19 protein-coding genes are annotated in these 21,966 nt (G+C 59.4%); 3 read left to right on the forward strand and 16 right to left on the reverse strand.

Annotated elements, in window-relative coordinates; genetic code table 11:
* The first annotated feature begins 48 nt into the window (after positions 1-48).
* Positions 49-1,209, forward strand: coding sequence for an MFS transporter (locus PR018_RS21470; protein WP_161991001.1), 1,161 nt, complete (start codon positions 49-51; stop codon positions 1,207-1,209).
* 308 nt (positions 1,210-1,517) lie between these two features.
* Here the strand turns inward: PR018_RS21470 and PR018_RS21480 are convergent, their stop codons facing one another.
* Complete coding sequence (locus tag PR018_RS21480; RefSeq protein WP_425064168.1) at positions 1,518-1,742, reverse strand: ArsR/SmtB family transcription factor; 225 nt, start codon at positions 1,740-1,742, stop codon at positions 1,518-1,520.
* A 473-nt stretch (positions 1,743-2,215) separates the two neighbouring features.
* Positions 2,216-2,989 (reverse strand): DeoR/GlpR family DNA-binding transcription regulator, encoded by a 774-nt coding sequence (locus PR018_RS21485; protein ID WP_142831758.1) that lies wholly within the window; start codon positions 2,987-2,989, stop codon positions 2,216-2,218.
* 148 nt (positions 2,990-3,137) lie between these two features.
* Here PR018_RS21485 and PR018_RS21490 point away from each other — a divergent pair, with 148 nt between their 5' ends.
* The gene (locus tag PR018_RS21490; RefSeq protein ID WP_142831799.1) at positions 3,138-4,283 is read left to right on the forward strand and encodes an MFS transporter; all 1,146 of its coding nucleotides are present in this window, start codon (positions 3,138-3,140) and stop codon (positions 4,281-4,283) included.
* A 216-nt stretch (positions 4,284-4,499) separates the two neighbouring features.
* Here PR018_RS21490 and PR018_RS21495 read toward each other — a convergent pair whose 3' ends face one another.
* Positions 4,500-5,384: a helix-turn-helix domain-containing protein gene (locus PR018_RS21495; RefSeq protein WP_161991002.1), complete on the reverse strand. Its 885-nt coding sequence runs from the start codon at positions 5,382-5,384 to the stop codon at positions 4,500-4,502.
* Between the two features lie 200 nt (positions 5,385-5,584).
* On the opposite strand from PR018_RS21495, the gene PR018_RS21500 reads away from it, so the two are divergent.
* Positions 5,585-7,588, forward strand: a complete 2,004-nt coding sequence (locus tag PR018_RS21500; RefSeq protein WP_142831760.1) for an aldo/keto reductase — start codon at positions 5,585-5,587, stop codon at positions 7,586-7,588.
* A gap of 492 nt (positions 7,589-8,080) precedes the next feature.
* On the opposite strand, the gene PR018_RS21505 is transcribed toward PR018_RS21500, so the two are convergent.
* The 13 genes from PR018_RS21505 to PR018_RS21565 form a co-directional block, all read right to left on the reverse strand.
* The gene (locus PR018_RS21505; RefSeq protein WP_142831761.1) at positions 8,081-8,905 is read right to left on the reverse strand and encodes a hypothetical protein; all 825 of its coding nucleotides are present in this window, start codon (positions 8,903-8,905) and stop codon (positions 8,081-8,083) included.
* Entirely contained in the window at positions 8,889-9,962 is a 1,074-nt protein-coding gene (locus tag PR018_RS21510; RefSeq protein ID WP_142831762.1) for an ATP-dependent nuclease, read from the reverse strand. The genes PR018_RS21505 and PR018_RS21510 overlap by 17 nt, the downstream gene beginning before the upstream one ends.
* Before the next feature lie 269 nt (positions 9,963-10,231).
* On the reverse strand, positions 10,232-10,615 hold the full coding sequence (locus PR018_RS21515; RefSeq protein ID WP_142831763.1) for a type II toxin-antitoxin system VapC family toxin: 384 nt from the start codon (positions 10,613-10,615) through the stop codon (positions 10,232-10,234).
* On the reverse strand, positions 10,612-10,812 hold the full coding sequence (locus PR018_RS21520) for a type II toxin-antitoxin system VapB family antitoxin (RefSeq protein ID WP_142831764.1): 201 nt from the start codon (positions 10,810-10,812) through the stop codon (positions 10,612-10,614). Before PR018_RS21520 ends, PR018_RS21515 begins: the two co-directional genes overlap by 4 nt.
* Before the next feature lie 130 nt (positions 10,813-10,942).
* The gene (locus PR018_RS21525; protein ID WP_142831765.1) at positions 10,943-11,947 is read right to left on the reverse strand and encodes a C-terminal binding protein; all 1,005 of its coding nucleotides are present in this window, start codon (positions 11,945-11,947) and stop codon (positions 10,943-10,945) included.
* A 4-nt stretch (positions 11,948-11,951) separates the two neighbouring features.
* Positions 11,952-12,923, reverse strand: a complete 972-nt coding sequence (locus PR018_RS21530) for a ketopantoate reductase family protein (protein ID WP_142831766.1) — start codon at positions 12,921-12,923, stop codon at positions 11,952-11,954.
* A 12-nt stretch (positions 12,924-12,935) separates the two neighbouring features.
* Positions 12,936-14,117 (reverse strand): acyl-CoA dehydrogenase family protein, encoded by a 1,182-nt coding sequence (locus PR018_RS21535; protein WP_142831767.1) that lies wholly within the window; start codon positions 14,115-14,117, stop codon positions 12,936-12,938.
* Positions 14,118-14,236: 119 nt separating this feature from the next.
* A complete protein-coding gene (locus PR018_RS21540; RefSeq protein WP_142831768.1) occupies positions 14,237-15,340 on the reverse strand; it encodes an LLM class flavin-dependent oxidoreductase in 1,104 nt (367 codons plus the stop codon).
* 168 nt (positions 15,341-15,508) lie between these two features.
* Positions 15,509-16,600, reverse strand: coding sequence for an LLM class flavin-dependent oxidoreductase (locus tag PR018_RS21545; RefSeq protein ID WP_142831769.1), 1,092 nt, complete (start codon positions 16,598-16,600; stop codon positions 15,509-15,511).
* Positions 16,597-18,327, reverse strand: coding sequence for a dipeptide ABC transporter ATP-binding protein (locus PR018_RS21550; RefSeq protein ID WP_142831770.1), 1,731 nt, complete (start codon positions 18,325-18,327; stop codon positions 16,597-16,599). Before PR018_RS21550 ends, PR018_RS21545 begins: the two co-directional genes overlap by 4 nt.
* Positions 18,306-19,154, reverse strand: a complete 849-nt coding sequence (locus PR018_RS21555; RefSeq protein ID WP_142831771.1) for an ABC transporter permease — start codon at positions 19,152-19,154, stop codon at positions 18,306-18,308. Before PR018_RS21555 ends, PR018_RS21550 begins: the two co-directional genes overlap by 22 nt.
* Positions 19,151-20,161 carry an ABC transporter permease gene (locus tag PR018_RS21560; RefSeq protein ID WP_142831772.1) on the reverse strand — a complete coding sequence of 337 codons (1,011 nt, stop codon included), beginning with the start codon at positions 20,159-20,161 and terminating at the stop codon, positions 19,151-19,153. Before PR018_RS21560 ends, PR018_RS21555 begins: the two co-directional genes overlap by 4 nt.
* A gap of 38 nt (positions 20,162-20,199) precedes the next feature.
* Positions 20,200-21,852, reverse strand: a complete 1,653-nt coding sequence (locus PR018_RS21565; protein WP_142831773.1) for an ABC transporter substrate-binding protein — start codon at positions 21,850-21,852, stop codon at positions 20,200-20,202.
* Between the last annotated feature and the right edge of the window lie 114 nt (positions 21,853-21,966).

Genomic DNA, 21,966 nt, shown 5'->3' on the forward strand with positions numbered 1-21,966 from the left:
TATTCAATAGTTATTGAACATTGGAATTATTGTATCATGTATTGTAATTTGATCTGGCTGGCTCTTGGAGCGTTCGCGATCGGCACCGAAGGGTTCATGATCTCGGGAATTCTTCCAGGAATGGCGCGTGATCTGGACGTGTCGGTTGCCAAGGCCGGACAGTTGGTCACGATTTTCGCATTTGCTTATGCGGTTGGGTCGCCACTCATCGCCGTTGCGACCGCCAACGTTCCGCGAAAAGCACTTCTGATTGGCGCGATGGCCGCGTTTACCCTGTCCAATCTGGCGGCTGCGTTTGCACCCGGTTATACAGCGCTTGCCGTTGCTCGCGTCCTGCTAGCGCTTTCGGCCGGGACATTCATGCCAGCCTCGGCCGGTTACGCTTCTATGACCATCGCACCGAATCGACGTGGCCGTGCGCTATCGTTCATATATAGCGGGATGACGATTGCGCTTGTGCTAGGGGTCCCCATGGGAACGCTGATCGCAGCCCGGTTCGATTGGCGCGCGACGTTCATGGGTGTCGCTGCTCTCAGTGCACTCGCTCTGGTGGGTATCATCGCCAGGTTGCCGGGTTCGCCAAGCCCGCCACCTATCAGCCTTAGCCGGCGGTTGGCTGTTGCCCGGCGGCCCGATGTTCTGGCGGTGCTGGTGTTGACGGTCCTCGTCCTAATCGGCGCGTTTGCGGTCAACACCTACTTCGGCGCCTATCTTGAAAGCGTGTTTAAGATATCGCCGCAGGGCGTGGCGCTGACACTATTTGTCCTTGGCGTGGCTGCCGCGGTGGGTAACACTATCGGCGGACATGTTGCCGACCGCTGGGATAAGCGCCAATTTCTAATTCTGGCCACAGCGATGATGGTCCTATCCTTTGCTGCGCTATCACTGCTTGCCGCCTTCGCTCCTGCGGGATGGGCATTCTGCGGTGTAATCGGCGCTATCACGGTCTGGGCGCTTTTCGGTTGGTCGCTACCGGCAGTGCAACAGGTCAGACTTTTGATGATCGATCCGCACCTGGCGCCGGTGACACTGTCGTTGAACTCCTCGGCTATTTATCTTGGGGCAGCAATCGGTGCGGTATTGGGAGCGGCGACGGTCCAATGGACCTCCTTGGCGATGATCGGCCTGGTGGGTGCAATTTGTGAGCTGTTTGCTTTAGGGTTTCTTCTGCTTGGGAGACGCGGGGAGCAAGTGATCGTGCCGACATGACTGTCGATATCGTTCGCGCCCAACGCTAGCGCGACTATTCAAGACCGTACGTCCAGAGAGTGACGTCATACCCGTAAGTTCGATGTATCAGGCGCTTAACCTCCAGATAGGGCGTCGACGGATCGCATCTATTCAAGGCGTGCACACAGAAACAATCTGCAGACCCGCTCCTAGTTTGTGAACTATACACCATCCGCCCCTACAAACGGGCTTGGTCGCAAGCGGAGGCAACGGATCTGATGTTGCGCTCCCCGGGTCGTTTTGATCCGGATTTGCTCGATGCATTCGTTCGATTAGCTTACTGATCCTCATGCAGCCTCTGCGGAGGGTCTCGTTTTATAAATCTCACTTAGCGTTTCCAGTAAACGTCGCACGGCCAGGTGGTCGCATCGATAATACACCGTCTGGGCAACTTTACGTGTCCTAACGAGCCGATCGCCTCGCAGCCTCGCCAAATGTTGCGACAACGCGGATTGCCTTATTCCCAGGCTCTGTGCCATGTCTCCAACAGACACTTCTTTGTCCATGATCATATAGAGCAGTTGTAGCCGCACCTCGTTGGAAAGATTGGAAAGCAAGCGCGCTTTCACGGAAAATACGTCGGGCACAGCGCGGCTCCTTTGGTATTGCGCGGCGGGGTCAGTGGAGTTTTACGTGTTCAGGATTGCTTCAGGCTTTCCTGCTAAAGGCGGTTATGTTGCGACCTCGCCGTGGATGGATCTTAGCCATGGGGTTTTCGGGTCTGGGAACGCGATATCGGCGAAAGGAACGTAGACCGAGAAAAGCTCCTTGATGGTGGAAGAGCTCGCGCCTTCGCCAGGGTGGTGGCAGCCTGAGTTGTCGTTTCTCGGAAAGTAAGGTGTAAGTCGGCGATGGGTCCCGGTGCAGATACGCATGATGATAGGGTCATTTCTGTAGGTCGAATCACAGTCGGCGGCAAAGGATTTACCATCGATGCCAGCCTGATCGTTCTCGACGCTAGCAGATAGCGCTCGACCTTTGCGGATCATACCACCCCGCGCACAACAGCTGGTGCCACATGCACCTGGACCTCAGCCCGCGCAAAACCAGCTTTATCGAAATCATCATTTTCCACGATCAAGTAATCTATCATTGATGCGTCTGCGACTTTGAACGGCGCCACTGTGCCGAGTTTTTCCGCAGTGGTGGCGACAAGCAACATGCTGCTCTGGCCGACCATGGTTCGCTTGAGCTCGGCCTCCCCGGCATCCAGCGCCGAGACGCCAACGGTGCTGTCGACGCCACACGCGCCAATAATAAACAGATCGGCAAAGACGTTTCTGGCTTCCCGCACCGCTTGTGGCCCAAGGCAAGCGCCCTTGCACTGATCATACATGCCGCCCAAGACGATGATGGTATAGTTCGGTCTCTCGGACAGCGCCGTGGCGATCGAGGGAGCATTGGTAACAATAGTCAGCCTCTGACTTGGAGACAGAGCCCGGGCGATAGCCAGATTTGTTGATCCTGCGTCGATGAAAATCGTCTGACCATCTTCGACCAGCGCCGCCGCAGCCAGCGCCAGTCTAAATTTCCCATCTTGTTGTATGGCTCTCCGGTCAGCCAGCGTGCCGAGATCGGGTGCAGGCAGCAAGGCCCCCCCATAGACCCGCCGGCAAAATCCGAGCTTGGCTAGCTCTCTCAAATCCCTGCGTACCGTGTCCTCGGAAACTTCAAACTGCATAGCAAGATCGCTGGCCAAGACTTTTCCGCTGGCGGTCAATTGCTCTCGGATGCGGTCAAGCCTTTCCTCCGTTAGCATCGAACAATCTCCCTCAGGTAATGTTGTTGCACGTTCTTGCACATTGTTACGTGTTCTGACAAGAGTGCGCAGTGCTCCGCCTCACCTCCATGTCCGACAATCCCGCCCTGTTTATCTTGAGGTACCTCAAATGTCCCATTCCCAAATCATGAACGAACATCCCCTGGCTGGAGAACGGGAGCAGTGGGCTACCCGTGCCGGCTTCCTGATTGCGGGTTCGGCCATGGCTGCATGGGCGCCCTTGGTCCCGCTTGCCAAGCTACGCGTTGGAGCTGCTGACGGCGCTCTTGGCATGGTACTGCTCTGCCTCGGGCTTGGCTCCATTGTCTCCATGCCGATGGTTGGAATACTCGCAAGTCGCTTCGGCTGCCGGACCGTCATCGTGACGAGCACACTTGTGCTCGCCCTTGTGCTGCCATTGCTTGCTGTTGTCGACACCATCGCAGGCTTGGCGATCTCACTGGCGTTATTTGGGGCGAGTGTGGGTGCCGTGGACATAGCTATCAATATCCAAGCCGTCATCGTCGAAAAGGACAGCAGACGTAACATGATGTCCGGCTTTCACGGCTTATTCAGCGTGGGCGGCATCTTGGGCGCCGGTGGTATGAGCCTTTTGCTCGGAGCTGGCGTTGCACCATCGACAGCGACCTTGATGTTCAGCGCGCTGTTAGTCGGCCTGCTTGTCCTATCGTTTTCAGGTCTCCTGCCTTACGGCAATCGCGAAGTCGGACACACTCCGCTGTTCACTCTACCACGCGGTATCGTAGCCTTCATCGGCCTGTTGTGCTTTCTGGCCTTTCTTGCCGAAGGCGCAGTCTTGGACTGGAGCGCAATCTTTCTCATCGGCGCCCAGCTGGTCGATCCGGCTCATGCCGGGTTTGGTTACACGATGTTCGCCTTTGCAATGACGGCCGGTCGCCTGTCAGGAGACTGGATCGTCAAAACGCTTGGCGGCATGAAGGTTGTGGTCGGCGGCGGCCTGATCTCCGCGCTCGGCTTTCTGCTTACGGTCATCGCTCCCAGTCAAGTGCTGGCCTTTGCCGGTTTCCTGCTGGTGGGACTGGGGGCTTCCAATATTGTACCAGTGCTGTTTACAGCTGCAGGGCGGCAAACCCTCATGCCGCCGAGCCACGCGATCGCGGCGATCACAACAATCGGTTATTCCGGAATGCTTGTCGGGCCCGCCGCCATCGGGTTCGTTGCGCAGCATTGGAATTTGAACGCAGCATTCGTCCTGGTTGCTGCTGGGATGGCGTTCGTAGCGCTCAGCTGGCCTCTGACCACGCGGCGATAAAGCGAACGCTAATACCATGACAATGTCGCAATGGTTGATTTTTTCGATACGAAAATTGCTGCCTTTGGAACAACGTAAGGTGGGACCCGACTCTACTTATTGCGAAAATGGAAGTGGCGTAAACTTGGGTCAGCTTTCAGCAACCTATAACGGCGCAGGGCGACCCTATCATGTCATAGCTGTTGCCTCGTTGCTTGTTAGCCGTCGCGGTTGGGCTCACCCCGATAGGGCACGAGCCTCGCGGCGGAAGTCCGAAGGCGGTTTGCCGGCAATTTGCCGGAAGGCCTTGTTGAACGCGCTTACCGAACCGAAGCCGCAATCCATAGCTACCTGCAGAACGCTATCATTGCCATCCATCAGCATGGCTTGCGCTCGCGACAGACGCAGCAGAGTTAGGTATTTGACCAGCGTCATACCCGTTGCTTTGCGAAACAAATTCATGGCGTACTTGGGATGCAGATTGGCGGAGACGGCGATATCGGTTGCATCAATCTCCTCAAGATAATTGCTGGCGATGAAATCACACATACGTACGACGCCAAGCGAGGGCGGGACTAAGCCGCCTTCGGCTTTGGGTTCGTTGCCGGACGAGACGACCGTATATGGCTCTATAAACATTCGCTCGACGCGCAGTAGCAGTTCTTCCACCGTATGCTGGGCCTTTTCCTCGCCTCCGGAACTGGCCCAGCTATGCCAGCGCTTAAAGTTCTGCTCATCAGCGCAGTCGGTTTCGGACGTCAGCATCGTCGCGCCACCCATGAGCATCGTGGAGACTGCCGGCGGCAGTCGCATACGGAAGAAATGCACCAGCGGTAGATGCGCGCCGGCATAAACTGAATCATCGGAAGATTCGTCCATCCTGTGAGACTGGCCTCCCCAGAATAGGCACATCTGTCCAGCGCAGAGCCGCAAATCGTGGCCGCCCATGCGATAATGCACCGAGCCTCGCACCATATAGTTTACTTCGATTTGCGCATGCCAATGCGGGCGTATCATGACCCGAGGGTGGGCGTGAAAGAACTGCAACCGCGATGGCATCCCTTCGATGCTGCCAGCACCCGCCTGGTAGTTAGTTCTTTCGACAATCTTACTTTCCGACAAATCCACATTCCCTTTGAACGAGACAGATTTTTGCCCTGGGATAATGTGCCCAGGTCGCTGGAGACCCGCAATTGGAAAAAGGTGGTTTTCAATGTGTGTAAAATATTTCGCGCGAATTAGCCGCGGGATCCGCATGCGCCGGCGATGAGGAGCAGCCCACCGTGAAGTCGGCTATCGGGACCAATTGAGGAGGATTTTCCATGAGCAAACAACAAGAGATCCGTTGGGGCATCATCGGTCCCGGCACCATCGCGCGGACATTTGCCGAGGCAGTTGTCCATTCCGCTACAGGCCGCCTTGTGGCTGTCGGCACTCGCAGTCCGGGAAAGCTCGGCCTCCATGACGACTTCCCCGGTGCACGTATTGTAAATGGCTATGGCGCGCTTCTGGCCGATCCGGAGATCGACGCGGTCTACATCGCCACACCGCATCCCGGCCATGCCGAATGGGCGATCAAGGCAGCGCGCGCTGGCAAGCATGTGTTAATCGAAAAGCCGATGGCGCTCTCAGCCTTCGATGCGGACTCGATCTTCCATGAGGCAAGGAAGGCCGCCGTTTTCGCCGGCGAAGGCTACATGTACAGGTTCCATCCCCAGACCACCCGCCTCGTTGAATTGGTGCGGGACGGCGCGATCGGCGAAGTGCGGATCATCCGTTCGAGTTTCGGCTTCGACATGGGCCGCCATCGCCCCGAGCATCGCCTCTTTGCCAATGAACTGGCCGGTGGCGGTATCCTCGATGTCGGCGGCTATCCGGTCTCGATGGTGTGCATGCTCGCGGGCGCTGCGGAGAAAAAGTCCTTTTTCGAACCGCTGACGGTCTCCGGCGTTGCCCATATCGGCGGGTCCGGCGTCGATGAGTGGGCCTCGGCGGTTCTCAAGTTTCCCAACGGCATCGTCGCTGAGGTTTCCTGCTCGATCATGGCACAGCAGGACAACGTCCTTCGCATCATCGGTTCGGAGGGCCGCATCGAGGTGAAGGATTTCTGGTTCGCCTCGGGGAAACGGGGCGGAGTAGGGCAAATCGAAATCATCCGGGGCGACGGACAGCAGACAATCGAGGTCGAAGAAAAGCGCTATTTGTATTCGTTCGAAGTCGATGCGGTGGGAGAGGCCATCCGTGCCGGCCGCAGCGAGTTCACCTTCCCCGGCATGAACACCGATGAGACGCTCGCCAACTTGCGCGTTCTCGATCGCTGGCGCGCATCTGTCGGTCTCGAATACGGGATCGAGACCGCTGCCGGGCGCACAACTAACATTACGGGTGCGGCGGTTGTCGCCGGGAGGTGCGTGCCCAAGAGGCAGATCCACCGCTTGGCCAAGCCAGTCTCCGCGGTTGCACTGGGCTTCGAGTTCTTCCCGAATTTCGCATCTGCCTCACTGACACTCGATGCCTTCTACGAGGCGGGCGGCAATCTGTTCGACACTGCATTCGTCTATAATGGCGGCAAGACCGAGAGCATTTTCGGCGACTGGCATACGAGCCGCAAGGTCAACCGCGCGGATATCGTTCTGATTGGCAAAGGCGCCCATTTGCCTCTATGTTATCCCGACGTGATTGCCCGGCAACTAGACCAGTCGCTAGAGCGGTTGAAGACGGATTACGTCGATATCTATTTCATGCACCGCGACAATCCCGACATCCCTGTCGGCGAATTCGTCGATGCCATGGATGCGGAAGTTCGACGCGGGCGCATTCGGGGTATATTTGGTGGCTCTAACTGGACACGTGACCGCATGGATGAGGCCCTTGTCTACGCCGAGAAAAGCGGCAAGACGGCCCCCGCCGCCCTTTCCAACAACTTCTCGCTGGCGCAGATGCTTGATCCCATCTGGCCAGGCTGCGTCGCGGCGTCCGACGACCCTTGGAAAGACTGGCTGATGAAGCGACAGATTCCCAACTTCGCCTGGTCCAGCCAGGGGAGAGGTTTCTTTACCGATAGGGCAGGGCGCGACAAGCGCGACGATGAGGAGATTGTTAGGGTCTGGTATTCTGACCGCAATTTCGACCGCCGTGACCGCGCAATCGAGCTTGCGGGGAAGCGTGGCTGCAGCCCAATCCACATCGCCCTTGCTTACGTCATCGCCCAGCCGTTTCCGGTCATTCCTCTCATCGGTCCGCGGACTGTGGCGGAACTGGAAGACAGCCTTTCGGCCATTCAGATCATGCTTACTCCTGAAGAAGTGCGTTGGTTGGAGGGTTAAGCGCGTAGGCTTGGCGAAGAGATATGAAGGCCCGAAATTCCGCCCCGTCGCCGGATCGTTTCATCTGAGACGATGATGTTAACGAAAGCGGATTGGCCTGATCTTTGCGACTGATGCCGTCCTTTCAAGAAAAAGCTCCACGGACGGGCGTGACGCTTGTCTCCATTGATTTAGCTTACGTTTTTTAACTTCTGCGCGGTGCGCGGGGTCGGCAGTTCGTATCTCTTCAAGACCTGAAATCTTGGTTCCACCTTTTGCTCAACAAGGGCTGTTGCCGATGGCAGCTTTGCGCCTTCATCTCCGTCGTTCGGGTGGGTGCTACCTCTTCCCAAGGGCTGCCGTTCACTTGGCCGAGCGTGGACCGCAATAAGGTTTTCTATTCCCGTTTCATCTGTCCTCCGCCAGTAACCGGCAACTACGTCACCTTGAACAACTTGGCTTGGGAGCGATCTATGGCCACGAGATGAAGAAGGAGCGCCACTGAGCGGACGATCAGCCGGGTTGGATCTGTCCGACCGCTTCGTTGAGGTTGTCCTTCCTCGCAACCGTCAGGGGAAATCCGGTCAGGTTGAAAATCTTCGAACGGAGTTCGACGCGCACCGCAGGCTGGTTGACACTCGAAGCGTTGTGAAAGGTGAAAAGTCCTTCGATTGCCGGTGGGACTGAGATCACCATGGTTTCGATCTGAGCATCGCTCGAGCCAGGTTCCATAGACTGGAAAATGGCGCCCAGCGCCGCCGCCAGCTTGCCGCGTAGGAGTACGCTCTCATCAATGTCGCGTCCGGGTGCAGCGCAGCGCAGCGCGCGGACGAGTTCGGGATACTCGTCCGTCAACTGCGCGGGCGTCATCGTGCCTAGGCGATCGGCCTCGGCGCTCGCGCGTGCGGGCTTGCGTGTTCCGGTAGAGGTGTCGGCGTAGTAGTTCTCGATCGCGCCACGGCGGAGAAAGAAGCAGCCGAGCCGTTCGAGCCCGTCGAGCAGCACGCGGTAGCGAGTGGCCAGCGCCGTCAACTTGACCCCAAGCTCACCAGTAAATGTGGAGGGGTCAGTCAGGAGCAAGGCGAGCGTACAGCGCCGACGCTTTACATCTGGGTCCTGCTTGTCCGACCAGTAGGGATACACCCCGACCGCCGCGTCAATCGTCGCGGTGTTCTCGGCGATCAGCCCGGCGAGTTCGGACCGCAGTTTGCCGTCGAGGTCGATAAGCGAGGGATGGCCCATAGCGTTTGCGATCGCATTCGCGCCGTCCGCTGCGCTGAAGTCGTTCACAATGCGGTTGTCGTCGGCGAGTGCATCGAGATCAGCAAGTACAGTCACTCGCATACCAAATTGCCGTAAAGAGCTTCCTTGCCTCGCGAAACTCGCCCTTGCCGAGTGCGGGGAGAATCTGGGTGTTGCGCGCCTCGATTTTGAGGCCGAGACGCCGGGCGGTGCGTGCCGCGACGATCTCGTCGCTTGGCCCTTCGACGAGCAGGATGCGCTCGGCGAAAAGCGCCTGCCGATGAGACAGGCTGATCCGCGCGACGAATTCCTTAAGCTTCGACGATTGAAGCAGGCCGTCGGCGGGATGAATCTGGCGGCAATCGGCATTGCCGCCGAAAAAGACGATGCCGGAAAGGTCGGCGAGCGAACTAAGGAGCAGGAACGACGGGGAGTGGGTCGAGATGACGATCCGCTTTTTGCCAGAATCGACCCAGTCGCCGGCGATCGTTTCCATCTCCTCGAGAATGAACGCCTGGAGCTGGGGATGAAGCGAGATTTCGGGCTCGTCGATGATGAGAGTTCCGATCGTGTCATCGTAGATCGCGGCAAGCAGCGAAACGAGCTGGGTGATCCCGCTTGCCTCGAGCCCGGACTGATAGCGAGCGCTGTCGGACATGGCGGTGAAGGACATCGCGAGCCCATTCTGATTCCACTGGAAGTCGATTCCCCGTTCGAAGAGCTGTTGCAGCCGCGTTTCGACCTTGATCCGCAAATCCGCGCGCTGCTCGAGGTTCATCACGTCGCCAACAACGCTCTCGATTTGGTGCCAATTGGGACGATAGCTTACGTGTCCGTAAAACGCCTCGCCTGCACTTGATCCCACCCCAGGTGAATCGGTGGCCGCTCGGTACCGCTCGACCGGTCCGGTGCGACCTGCGGGTAGAAAACGGACATGGGCGGCCTCCGCGCCGCGACTTCGAAGCGCCTTTTGGATGGACCGTAACGCCCGCGTCTTGCCGCTGCCGTTGGGCCCGACAAGGGTGGTGATGCCGGAGCGGATCGTGACCGTGCCGCCGGACTTTCCCGTTATGACGTCGAGCGGGATCGCGACGTCCGTGGTCGGAGCGGCAGGGGCGGTCGAATGGGTACGTACTACGGGTTCGTCGGACACGGGAACCTCTCGGGATCGAAGTCTGCCTTTAGCGCTCGTCGCAGAGATGATTTACGATCGCAATAGTATCAATAGTAGAACGGCAGATTTCGCAGTCCAGTCGCTTAAAACCGGACAGTCAACTCTCGGCCCCAAAATCAGCCTTTCCCCCTTAAGTCAAACGACTTTCCCCGCTGTGGCATCTCAGCGCGTTAGCTCTATTCAAATAACAGGGTCGTTGGTTCAGATCCCTTCAAGGCGTACGTATTCGGATGCCATCCTTCCGAATTTTAGTTTGGCGCGCTCGTGGGTGCATACAGTGAGGCACCCGCTTTTCGTGCCGCGGCAGCTAAACGCTTGTCTCTGGTCCATAGCAACGATCGCCTATCGAGCAGTATCGAAGCCAGCAAATGTGCATCCGTGTACCCGATCCCCATGCTGAAAATCGAGTGCCGACCGATCATCGTTATTACTTCGTAATGGCTAGCGACTAGTGCCTCTCTCTGCGCCGAAAAAAACGCCATGACGGCCCCACGGTCGCGAAGACTGCCGAGCGCCAATTCTCCGACAACGACGGGGTGACAGAGTAGCAGGTCGTCCGCGATAACTTTGCGCAACTCCACGTCACCATGGCGGAAATGATCAATCCAGATCGAGGTGTCTACCAATATCACTTCGCCGCTTCGCTCCGGCGGCGAGGGGCTGCCTCTGCATCTGGCATGGTACCCCCGAGAGCAGCGAGACGCTTTCCGGATTCGACCCGCACAAGTGTCTCCAAGGCCTGGCGGACAAGTGCGGCTGTTTCCTTTGTTCCAGTCAGGGACCTCGCCTGTTCCATGAGGTTATCATCGAGATTGATAGTGGATCGCATGCTCTGACTCCTATCTTCGAACCGGATAATTAGCACCATTTGGTGCTAAAATCCATGCCTCACTAGCGCGATAATCCAGGGCCTTAAATCCGGATCCCTTCAAGCGCGAGCCATCTCGATGCGAGCCGCATTAGTCCGTTACTTGATTTCGAAGTTTCCCATTTTCAAGCAACAATTTGACAGTTTGCGCTGCGTTGTGTCGCATCTCGATGGCGGCATGGTCTGAATAGAAAGCCTTGTGCGGCGTTATCACCAAGCGTCCCGCGAGCCAGTCTTCACGGTTGCGCCACGCCGACAGCAGCGGATGGTCGCGAGGCGGTTCCTGCACCAGCGTGTCGATCGCTGCCGCTCTTAGGCGGCCGCTTTTGAGCGACGCTTCAAGCGCGTCGAAGTCATCAAGCAGTTCGCCCCGGGCCGTATTGACCAGAATTGCCCCCGGCTTGAGCCAGGCAAGCCCGTCGGCATCTAGCATGCCGCGCGTCTCTGTTGTCGTGGGACAATGGAGCGTAACGATATCGGATTGCGCCAGCAGATCATCCAGTCTTTGGGCGCGCTGGTACCCGACCGCCTTCTCATGACCGGGCGCCTGGCCGGGATCGTAGCCAAGGACCCGAAAGCCAAATGGCTTCAGTCGATTGACGACCGCGGTGCCTATTCGCCCTACCCCTACGACACCCACGGTGGCCTCATTCGAGCGCGAAAGAGGTGTCAGGCTGTGGATCTGCCATCCGGACGTATAGCCGCGAGCGCGGGCATCATGCTCCCATAGCCGCCTGTGCAGGGACATGATCATGGCGATCGCATGGTCAGCGACTTCCTCGGTGCCATAGTCGGGATTGTTCGCAAAGGGGATGCCGGCACTGTCGAGAGCCGCAAGATCGATCTTTTCATAACCGACGCCGTAGCGCACGACGCCTCTGCAGCGCGCCAGATGGGCAATACTTCTGGCACCCAATCGCGCGCCCCAGACCATCAGAGCGTCGAGCCGGGCCAGACGGTTCGGATCGAAAAGCATCTCGTCGGTGGTGCCGAAGAAATCGATTTCGACATCGCTTCCGAGAACCTCCGCCTCAAGATCGGGCGTGCCGATCATGTGGTCAGTAATTCCGACTACATATTTCTTCAGCTGTCCCATTGTTTCAACCGAATACGGTGGCGACGTCCACCGAACCCGGCAGTGCTCCATCGCGAGCAAGCTTCGCCACCGCCTGCTGAAAGGCGGCGTTGATCGGTGCGGCTACGCCGTGAAGGCGCCCGAGGCGCACGATCTCACCGTTCAGATAATCGACTTCGCTCGATGTGCCGCGCACGAAGCTTTGCCACGTCGATTGCTGGCCGCGCTCGATGCCGCTGCCTTGCGCGACCCGCCAGCCGGATATATCGACAACGCGTTCCGAAGATGCAGCGGGGTCGTATCCCGCGGCCTCCAACACGGTGCGTGCTTCACTTGCGAGATCGGTAGCGGCTCTGGCGCGGGCCTCCGGTGCTCCGGCGAAAAGCTCGACGGCGTTGGTGACATTGTGTTCCAGCTTCGCGGCCTTCCAGCGCCGGATGTCGGCCCGGGCCTCTGCCAGATATCCCGCCTTCGTCAGATCAGAGGTGATGGCCGATGCTGTGTCATCGAGGCCATGCGGATAGCGTCCAAGGGTCACCACGCCGATATTGGGCTCGCCGGCAACGACAACCTCGCCGGTAACGGTATAGCGTGCGGGAATGAGAATGCTCGCCGCATAGACATGGCTGAAGCGTCGAAACGCGATGTCCTCGGCGGCCAATCCATTCTGGAATGTTGCCAGGGGCAGTTCCGATGCAAGCCCGCCTCCCTCTACATCGCGCCACGCCCAGAAATTGGTTGCAGCCTCGACATCCTGCGCCTTCACCGTCAGGAGAAGGATATCGTCCGGTGAGAGGTCGGGCGGCGTTGCGGTATCGACCGCGTTAAGCCGGACAATTCCCGTTTCCCTGGGCCTGCGATAGGACAGGCCATGAAGCGCGATATGCGATATCTGCGCCCCGCGTCCCACCAGGACATAAGGAATGTCGTTGATCTCGAACTGGGCGGCGAGACTTGCGCCAACCGCGCCAGCGCCGACGATGATGTAGCGTTTCATTGTGCGTCTGCTTCAGGCTGTCTTGAGGACGGGGATGTCCGTGGAATATTGCGATACGGCGGCCTGGCCCTGTCTCCATCGATCAAAAGCTGCGCGCCCGAGGATGGACATGCATGTATCTTCCTGCGGAGCGTGGACGAGAACTGCCTGGATGTCGCGAAAATGCCTCTCAAGCCCCAGATCGCCACCGAGACCCGGATTACCAAGGCTTCGCACCGCGAGCTGGACCGCATCGCGCAGCTGCCGACCGGCTATGATCCGGGCGCGGATCAGCCGTTCCGGGTCGCCCTGGCCGCTTTCGAGCGAGTCGGAGATGATATGGCGGGCACCGGAAACGAGCAGGTCGATTTCTCCTGAGAGGTTGACGAACCGCTCCGTGCGAGCAATGTGATGGCCGAGATTGGTCGGTACGCGCTCGTGGGCATAGCGGATGAACTCGGCCTGGGCCGCTTCGGCAACGCCCAGATAGATCGCGGTCAGTGCCAGCGTCATGGCCGCGTGGGCCCGATTGTCCTGCTGGGCCACGGAAGGATCGACGAGGTCCAGCACGTTTTCCGCCGGGATTTCCACGTCATGGTATTTGACGTCGTGAGAGCCTGAGGCGCGCATGCCCAGGCTGTTCCAGTTCTCGATCACCTCGATGCCGGGCAGTCCGTTTGGCACGATGAAGGTTCCAACGCGTGTCGTCGTTTCGTCGGTGTGCGCCCAAACCAGGAAGTGTGTAAGCCCATGGGCACCGGTAACGAAACGCTTGTGGCCGTTGATCGCCCAGCCATTCCGGGTTCGGCGGGCGAGGGTCGCCGGCAGGCCGCCGCGCGCGGGCGAGCCCAGTTCCGGCTCGACGCGGGCGGCGTTCAGCAGCAGCGGGCGGTCCTTTGCCTCTTCCAGCAGGCGCTTGTAGAGATCTTCTGGCCAATTGTTTCTGGTGGCCTGGCCAAGATGGTTGAAGATGGTCATGGCGGTGATCAGCGCCACGGACGGATCGCCGCGCCCGAGCGCTGCCAGAATCTGGGCAGCATCGTAAAGGCTGCCGCCCCTGCCGCCAAAGCGGGTGCCGACGGTGGTTTCCAGAAGGCCGCTTTCATGAACGGCGCGAATGCCTGCCCAAGGAAACGAGCCGCTGCGATCAGCATCGGGAGCGGCTTCTGCAACAATCCGAACCGTTGCGTCGAGACTGCTTGTATCATGGGGCATGGGCCGGGGCCTTCTGACTGTGGGATAAGCGCGGCCTTCTCTGCCGCGAGACAGATTGCGCCGATCGCTCGGCGCAAAAGCTTGGTATGCGAAACGTCTGTGCGCGCCTGACGAAGAATTCAGGCGGCCGCCTTCTTCTTCGAGTCTTCCCGATCACGAATGCCTTCGCGCACCAGTGGCAGGATGTAGCGGCCATAATCGACGGCATCGTTGTAGTTGTCATAGCCGCGGATCGAGATCAGGTCGGCGCCAAGATCGATGTAATCGAGAATGGAATCGGCGATGGTCTGCGGCGATCCGACGAGCGCGGTGGTGGCCCCGCTTGCATTGGTGGCGGTCACCGTCGGATACCAAAGGGCGCGATCTTGGACATTGCCACGGGATGCAATGTCCAACAGCCGCTGCGAGCCGACATTGGCGGGGCGCGGAGCCGAAAGTGGAGAGCGGCTGAGACCCTTCTCGCGGTTCTCGTTAAGCCGATCAAGGACCTTGTGTGCTTTCACCCAGGCGAGTTCATCGGTCTCGGCCACGATCGGTCGGAAGGTGACCCAGATGCGCGGACGATCGACCCGGCCCGCTTTTGCGGCTTCGGCATAGATCCGATCGATCTGCTGCTTGGTTTCGGCCAGCGGCTCGCCCCAGAGGCCAAAGATATCGGCCAGCGAACCACCGATCCGGTAGGCGGCATCGGAGGAACCGCCGAGCGAGATGGGAATGAGGCCGTTCGTCGGGCGCACGGCACTGCGGAACTGTTTAAACTGGTAGTATTTGCCATCGAAGTCGAAAGGCTCGGTCGATGTCCAGACCAGTCGCAGGATGCGGATATATTCTTCCTGCCGCTCGTAACGCTCTTCCTTGTTGAGAAAATCGCCTTCGCGCGCCTGCTCGTCATCATTACCGCCGGCAATGAAGTGGACGACCACGCGCCCGCCGCTCAGCTGATCGAGCGTCGCGAGCGATTTCGCCGCAACTGTCGGATAGACGGTGTTGGGCCGCAGGGCGACGATGATCTTGATATTCTTCGTATGGGCGAGGATGGTCGCGCCAATGGTGAAGGGATCGAAAGATGACGATGAGTAGGGGATCAGGGTATAGTTGAAGCCGTAATCGTCGAGGGAGCGGGCATAGCGCTCGAGGAAGAGCGGATCCACCGGTGCATCGGGAATGGGATTGAGATCGTTGGATTCGTTTGGAAACGTGACGCTGATGAATTCTGCGGCCATGTGAGCCTGTCTCCCTGAGGATTATCGGTAGGTGGAAAGTAGAACCTGCCAAGCTGGGGAGGAAGACAGGTCATTCTTATTCCATAGAAACTGTAAAAAATATTCGCGCTAGGACACCGGTATGGAGTTGATCGGCATTCCAACGCTGCGTCGGGTCAGGCTTTGGGATCAGAAGCTGGGAGACCAGCCGAGGCTTGGAGCCACAGTGTCCGTGAAGTCGGCGAGCAACCGGATATTCTCTTGCAGGCCAAATGCCGGCGGCAGAAAAAGAATGACTTCATCGGCGGCGCTGAGGCCGGGATCGTTGTAGATCGCTTCGAGAACCTGGTTGGGGCCGCCGTGGAATACGGGGGAAATCTGTGTCCCAGGCGGCTGGTTGACGCGCTCGGTGGGCTGAAGTGCACCCTTGGGACGGGAGGCGGCAATGCCAAGCGTGCGCCGCTCCAGGTCGTAGGCGGCATATTTCTCCCGTAAGTCCGCGGTATTGCCGACGAGGATGGATGCGGCCACGATCACCGGTGGCGGCTCCGTTCCCCATATCTTGCGCCAGTGGGTGCGGTGAGCCGTGATGCTGCGCGCCTGATATTCGCTGAAGGTTTCGCCCTCCTCGTGGTCGTGGAGGACGGTGCCTGAGATCAGCCCGATACCGATTTCCGCAGCTTGCACTGCGGATGAAAAACTGCCCGAGCCCTGCCTGATGCGCGAACGCAGCGTCGCGCTGTGGGGCGTGACGCGCAGTTCGGCGCCTTCCGGCGCACCAAGGCCCGGCTCGGTAACGGTGTGCAGGATCTCGCCCGAAAGTGCGGCGAGAAAACGGGACTGGCGGCGCTTTGCCTCGGTGCGGGCGTCGGTATCGACCGTGCCGAATACGGCATCGAACGCGGCGTTCGCACCCGTCGAGATGGCAAGCTCTAGACGGCCATCGATCAGCAGATCGGTCGTGGCCGCTGCCTCTGCAAGCAGGATCGGATCCTGGTAGCGCATGGGGATGACGGCCGAGCCAAGCGTGATATGGGATGTGTGCTGGCCGGTCGCGGCAAAAAACGGCAGCGGCGAGGAGAGATAGTGGTCGAAGTGCCTTTGGTAGGCCCAGCCGGACTGCAGGCCCAGTCGCTCGGCTGCCTTGAAGAGCTCGATCCCGTCGCGCAGTCCCTGTGCCGGGCCGGCGTTGTCGTTGAAAGACACCCTTGTGTTGAAGCCAAGCCGCTTCTTCGCCCGGAATGATGCTGGCAGAGTGCTGGAGGGCACGGTGATGTTCATGCGATATTTTCCTTTTGGAAGGCCCGTCGCGGTTCCAGATGCGGCACCGGCACGATATTCGCAGCGCCCGACGGGATCGCTTCCAGCAGAGACACAGTGTAGGGCTGCTGGGGATTGTCGAAGATGTCGGCGACAGTCCCGTGTTCGACGATCCGCCCGCGCTGCATGACCGAGACGGTGTGCGCGAGTTGGCGCACGAGGGCCAGGTCATGCGACACGAAGACATAGGTCAGGCCCAGCTTGGCCTGCAGCGAGAGCAGCACCTCGACGATACCGGCCTGGACGCTGACGTCGAGTGCAGAGGTAGGCTCGTCAAGCACGATGACGTCCGGCTTCAGAACGAGCGCGCGGGCAATCGCCACACGTTGGCGTTGGCCACCTGAGAGCACACCTGGCTTGCGGGAAAGAAAGTCTTCGGCCAGCCCGACATCTTTCAGCGCTGCACGAACCCTGTCGCCCTGCTCCTTGCGTGTTCCAATCTTGAACCGGTCGAGCGGCTCACGAACCAGCTCCTCGACTTTCCAGGACGGGTCGAGCGACGTGAAGGGGTTCTGGTAGACGATCTGCAGATGGCGCCAAACAGAGCGCAGCGAAGCCTGAGTACGCCCCGTGAGTTCCTCGCCGGCCACTGAAATCTGACCGGTATCGGGCTGCTCCAGCCCCAGCAGCAGCCTGATCGTCGTTGTCTTGCCCGAGCCGGACTCGCCGACCAGCGCATGCGTGGTGCCGGCCGGAACGCTGAAGGAAACGTTATCGACAGCTGTCACCACCTTGTTACCGACGGTGAAATTCTTCGTGACGGCGCTGACCTCGATCTTTGGCGAGTTGGCGCCGGCAGCCTTGAGCAGCCGGAAACCGGGGTCGCGCAGTGCGGCATACCGGTTTGGATTGAGGACAGGCACATCCGCGTGCAGTTTCTTCGTGTAAGCCGATGTCGGCGAGGAGAAGACGGCGGCGGTGCTGCCGGCCTCCTGCACGACGCCGTCCTTCAGCACCACCAGAGCATCGGTTCGCTCCGCGGCAATCGCCAGGTCGTGGGTGATCAGCAGCAGGCTCATGTCCAACTCGCGCTGCAGCCGTGAAAGCAGATCGAGGATCTTTTTCTGGATGGTGACATCAAGCGCGGATGTCGGCTCGTCGGCGATCAGCAGTGTTGGGCGAGGCAGAACGGCCAGGCCTATCAGCACGCGCTGCAGCATGCCGCCGGACAGCTGATGCGGGTAGGAGTGAAAAACACGCTGTGGATTGTCGAGCCCGACCTGCGCAAAGGTATCGAGGACCAGAGCCTTGCGGATGGCCTTGTCAGGCTCATCGAGGAGGGCGGCCGCCTCCATCGCCTGGACACCGATCGTGCGCACCGGGTTCAGCGAATTGCCCGGATCCTGGGGAACGAAGCCGATGGCGCGCCCGCGCAATGGCTGAAAGCGACGTTCGGGCAGGCCGAGAATTTCCTGGCCTTCGAAAACGATGCGGCCGCTGGCTCGCCCGCCATGGGGCAGCAGCCGGAGCACCGCACGCGCGATGGTCGATTTGCCCGAGCCGGATTCGCCAATGAGCGCAAGGCTCTTGCCGCGACCAAGTTCGAAACCGACGCTTGAGACGACCTCCTTTTGTCCGTAGGAAACCGAAAGCCCGACGGCCTGCAGCAGCTGAGTTGAACGCTTCAACGTCAGCGGTGAGGCATCGGCACGGCTGTATGCTGCAGCTAGTCTGTCTTGCGGAGCCATCGGCTAATCCTGTTCATAGAGAGGACGGTCGCGATCGTGACGAAGGCGGGCGCGTAGACCAGCCATGGCCATTTCAGGTAATCCTTGCCGATCGACACCAGCAGGCCCCAGTCCGAGGCAGGTGGCGGGTCGCCATATCCGAGAAAGGCAAGACCGGCGATCAGCATGATGGAATCGCCGAATTGCAGCACTGCCAGTGGGAAAACCGAACGCGAGGCATTTGGCAGCACATGGCGCCAGAGGATGTGCCAGCGCGAGCCGCCGAGGAGAAAAGATGCCTCGACGAAGGTCGCCTGGCGGGTCTTGATGACCTCCGACCGCGTGACACGGGCGAACATCGCCACGGCCGAGACGCCGGTGGCGATCGCGGCGTTGGTGGTGTCGAAGCCGATTGCGGTGACCACGATGACGGCGAGCAGGAATTTCGGTATCGCCAGCAGCACGTCGACCATGCGGGCGAGTAGGGTGTCCAGCCGGCCGCCGAAGAAGCCGCCAAGGAGCCCGATGAAACCACCGGCGAAAACGCCGATGACGACAGCGATGAGCGCGCTCCTGACGGAAGAGGCTGCGCCATAGACAACACGCGTATAGAGGTCGCGACCCAGCTGGTCGGTTCCAAACCAGTGCGCGGCGCTTGGGCCAAGCAGCTTGTGGGCAGGCGTTCCGATGGCCGGGTTCTCGCTTGTGAACAGGCCGGGGGCGAGTGACCAGGCGAGCACCAGCGCGACGATTGCGAAGGATAACACCACGGTCGCCGGCACCCGGATAGATGTCAGCCAAGCAGCCATGGTGAAACGTGGGCTGGAAATGCCGGAAACAAAGGTCATGATTTCACCGCTTGAGAAAGAACGGCCGAATTGTCGTCGGCGGTGACCGGCCGCCGCTCGGCAAAGCCGAGCAGTTTCACGCGGGGATCGAGCAGAGGGTAGGCAAGGTCGGCCAGCAGATTGACGACCACGAAGACCACTGCCGCCAGCGAGACGATTGCCTGCAGCACCGGCAGGTCCTGCGTGCTGACAGAGCGCTGCACAAGGCTGCCGACGCCGTTGCGGCCGAACACCGCTTCGGTGATCAGCGAGCCGCCGAGCAGTTCGCCGATGGTCAGCGCGATGACGGTCACGACCGGCAGAGAGGAGGGCTTGAGCAGGTGCTTGGCAAAGAGCCGCATCTGGCTCAGACCACGGCTGCGGGCGACCGCGGCGTATTCTTGCCCGGCCTCGTGATCGAGGTTGGCGATGAGCACTTCCGCGATCTGCGCCGAGATGGGAATGCCGAGCGCAAGGGCTGCGAAGAAGGTCGCCCAGAAGCTGTCCGGCTTGATCACCCGGAAAAGACCCAGCTGGAAGCCGAAGATGTGGATCAGCACCAGGCCGATCACGAAATTGGGCACCGACAGGAACAGGGAAGGAAAGCCGCGCAGCAGCCCCTGGCCAAATTCCTTTCGAAGAAAGCGTGTTCCATAGGCAATGGTTATCGCTAGTAACAGCGCCACGACGAGACCGGTGAACGCAAGGATCAGCGTCGAGGGCAGCACATCGGCGATCAGGGTCGATACAGGCCGGTTGGTTCTCATCGAGATACCGAGGTCGCCAATGATGAAATGCGAGAAGGAGTTGGACAATTGCACCAGCACTGGTTTGTCCAGACCCTGGGCTACGATGATCTCCTGGATCTCGGCCTCGGTGAAGCCGTTCTGCGGGTTGCGCAGAACGTTGGTGATCGGGTCGCCCGGCAGGATGCTGACGACGATGAACGTAAAGACATAGGCCAGAAGGACGACGACAACGGCCTGGATGAGGCGCTTTCCAGCGTAATACAGGTAGGGGTTGGTCATGCCGATCATATCCTCACGTTTATCCTTCGTGCTCTCGGCTATTCGCTCAGGGATGCCGTGTAGTAGCTGGCGTAGGCGATGCCATTGTACGTCTCGCCTTTCAGCTTCGGGCTTTGCACGTAGATGCGCTGGACCATCTGGGTGCGCGGGATGAAGTAGCCCTGCTCCAGAACGTATTGCTGCAGTTCTTCGAGGAGCGGCTTTCGGATTTCGACGGTGGCTGCACCCGCGATCTTGTCACGTAGATCGTTGAGCTTCGTGTCGCGCTCGTCGAGCGCAAACCAGTTCTCGCCGTTGTTGGCGTTGGTGAGGATGCTGGCGACTGTTCCCGCATCGATGAAGCTGCGCGTCACCTCGTAAGCCGGCACGGCCGGACCGCCGAATGCGACCTTCTGGCCGAAGGTGACCACGTCGTAGGCGCGGATATCGACCTTCCAGCCGATCTTGCCGAGCTGCTGGGCGATCAGTTCGTCGATCGACTTCGATGTTGCGAGATAGGGGTTTGAATAGAGTGTTAGGACCAGCGGCTTGCCGTCCTTTGCGCGGATGCCGTCGGCGCCCTTAACCCAACCGGCTTCGTCGAGGAGCTTTCCGGCTTGGTCCGGATTGTAGGCCAGCAGCGCGCTCTGGTCGGTCGCGCCGGGCACGTTGCTCTGGATGAATGACGTCGCGAGCTTCCAGTCCGGCGTGTAGACGGTGTCGATGATCTCCTGGCGATTGATGCCGGCCTGTAGAGCCTGGCGTACCTTCACGTCGTCGTAGGGTGCGAGCTTGGTGTTGACTGCCCAGCCGTTGACGAAGCCGAGGTAGCGCGGCGTTGAAACGGTGAAGCCATCCGCCTTGAGAGACTGAAGCTCCTGCGGCGAAGCGTTATAGGCAATTTCGGCCTGATCGGACTGGACGGCGGAAATCCGCAGCGATTGCTCGGATACCAGCTTGTAGGTGATCGAGTCGATATAGGCCGGGCCGCTGTGACCGACGGCGGCAGGTCCCCAGTTATAATCTTTGCGTTTCACCAGCTTGACGAAGTCACCTTCCTTCCAGGAGTCAACCACATAGGGACCGCTGCCTGACGTCTTGCTCAGGTCAGCCTGGTCGGTTGCCGGCTGCGCGATCGTCTTCGGAGAGATGAGGATCGAGCCGTGGTAGCCAAGGGTCGGGATGAAGCCGAGCGTCGGCTTCTTGAAAACGACCTTCACCGTGGCGGCGTCAACGACCTCGGAATGATCGTAGGTCTTGGGGAAGAGACCGATCGGGTTTATGCCTTCCTTCTTCCGGCCGGCGTACCAGATGTCAAGGTTGGCGACGACAGCCGCTGCGTCGAGCGGGGTGCCGTCGGAGAAGGTCACGCCGCTCTTCAGGTGAAGTGTGAATTCGGTGGCCTTATCGTTCTGCTCCCATTTTTCGGCCAGCCATGGGCTCACCTTGCCTACAGCATCGACGTAGATGAGCTTGTCCGTCACATGACCCCAGATATGGCCCTGGAAGCTGGAAATCGCGCTATTATTGGGAATCCAGGTGTCACCCAGCGAATCTATGAGGAAGGTGATGTCGCCGCCTTCACGCGGGCTTTCGGCGCCCAGAGTCGGGGTCAAGCCTACCGTCGCCACAAACGCAGTTGCTACCAGCGCGGACGTGCCGACAAGCAGACGACGTCGGGAAAGGGAAAAGAATGCGGAACGTTCGGTCATATCGTGTCCTGTATTTTTCCAAGCGGATCAATACGTTTAGAGTATGCAGGGCAGCTGACCGGAGAAAGACCAGTTGTTCTTTTTCTATCAATTTAATGGATTATTTTGTTCGGT

It is taken from the genome of Rhizobium rhododendri (assembly GCF_007000325.2).
In the GTDB taxonomy this organism is placed as follows: domain Bacteria; phylum Pseudomonadota; class Alphaproteobacteria; order Rhizobiales; family Rhizobiaceae; genus Rhizobium; species Rhizobium rhododendri.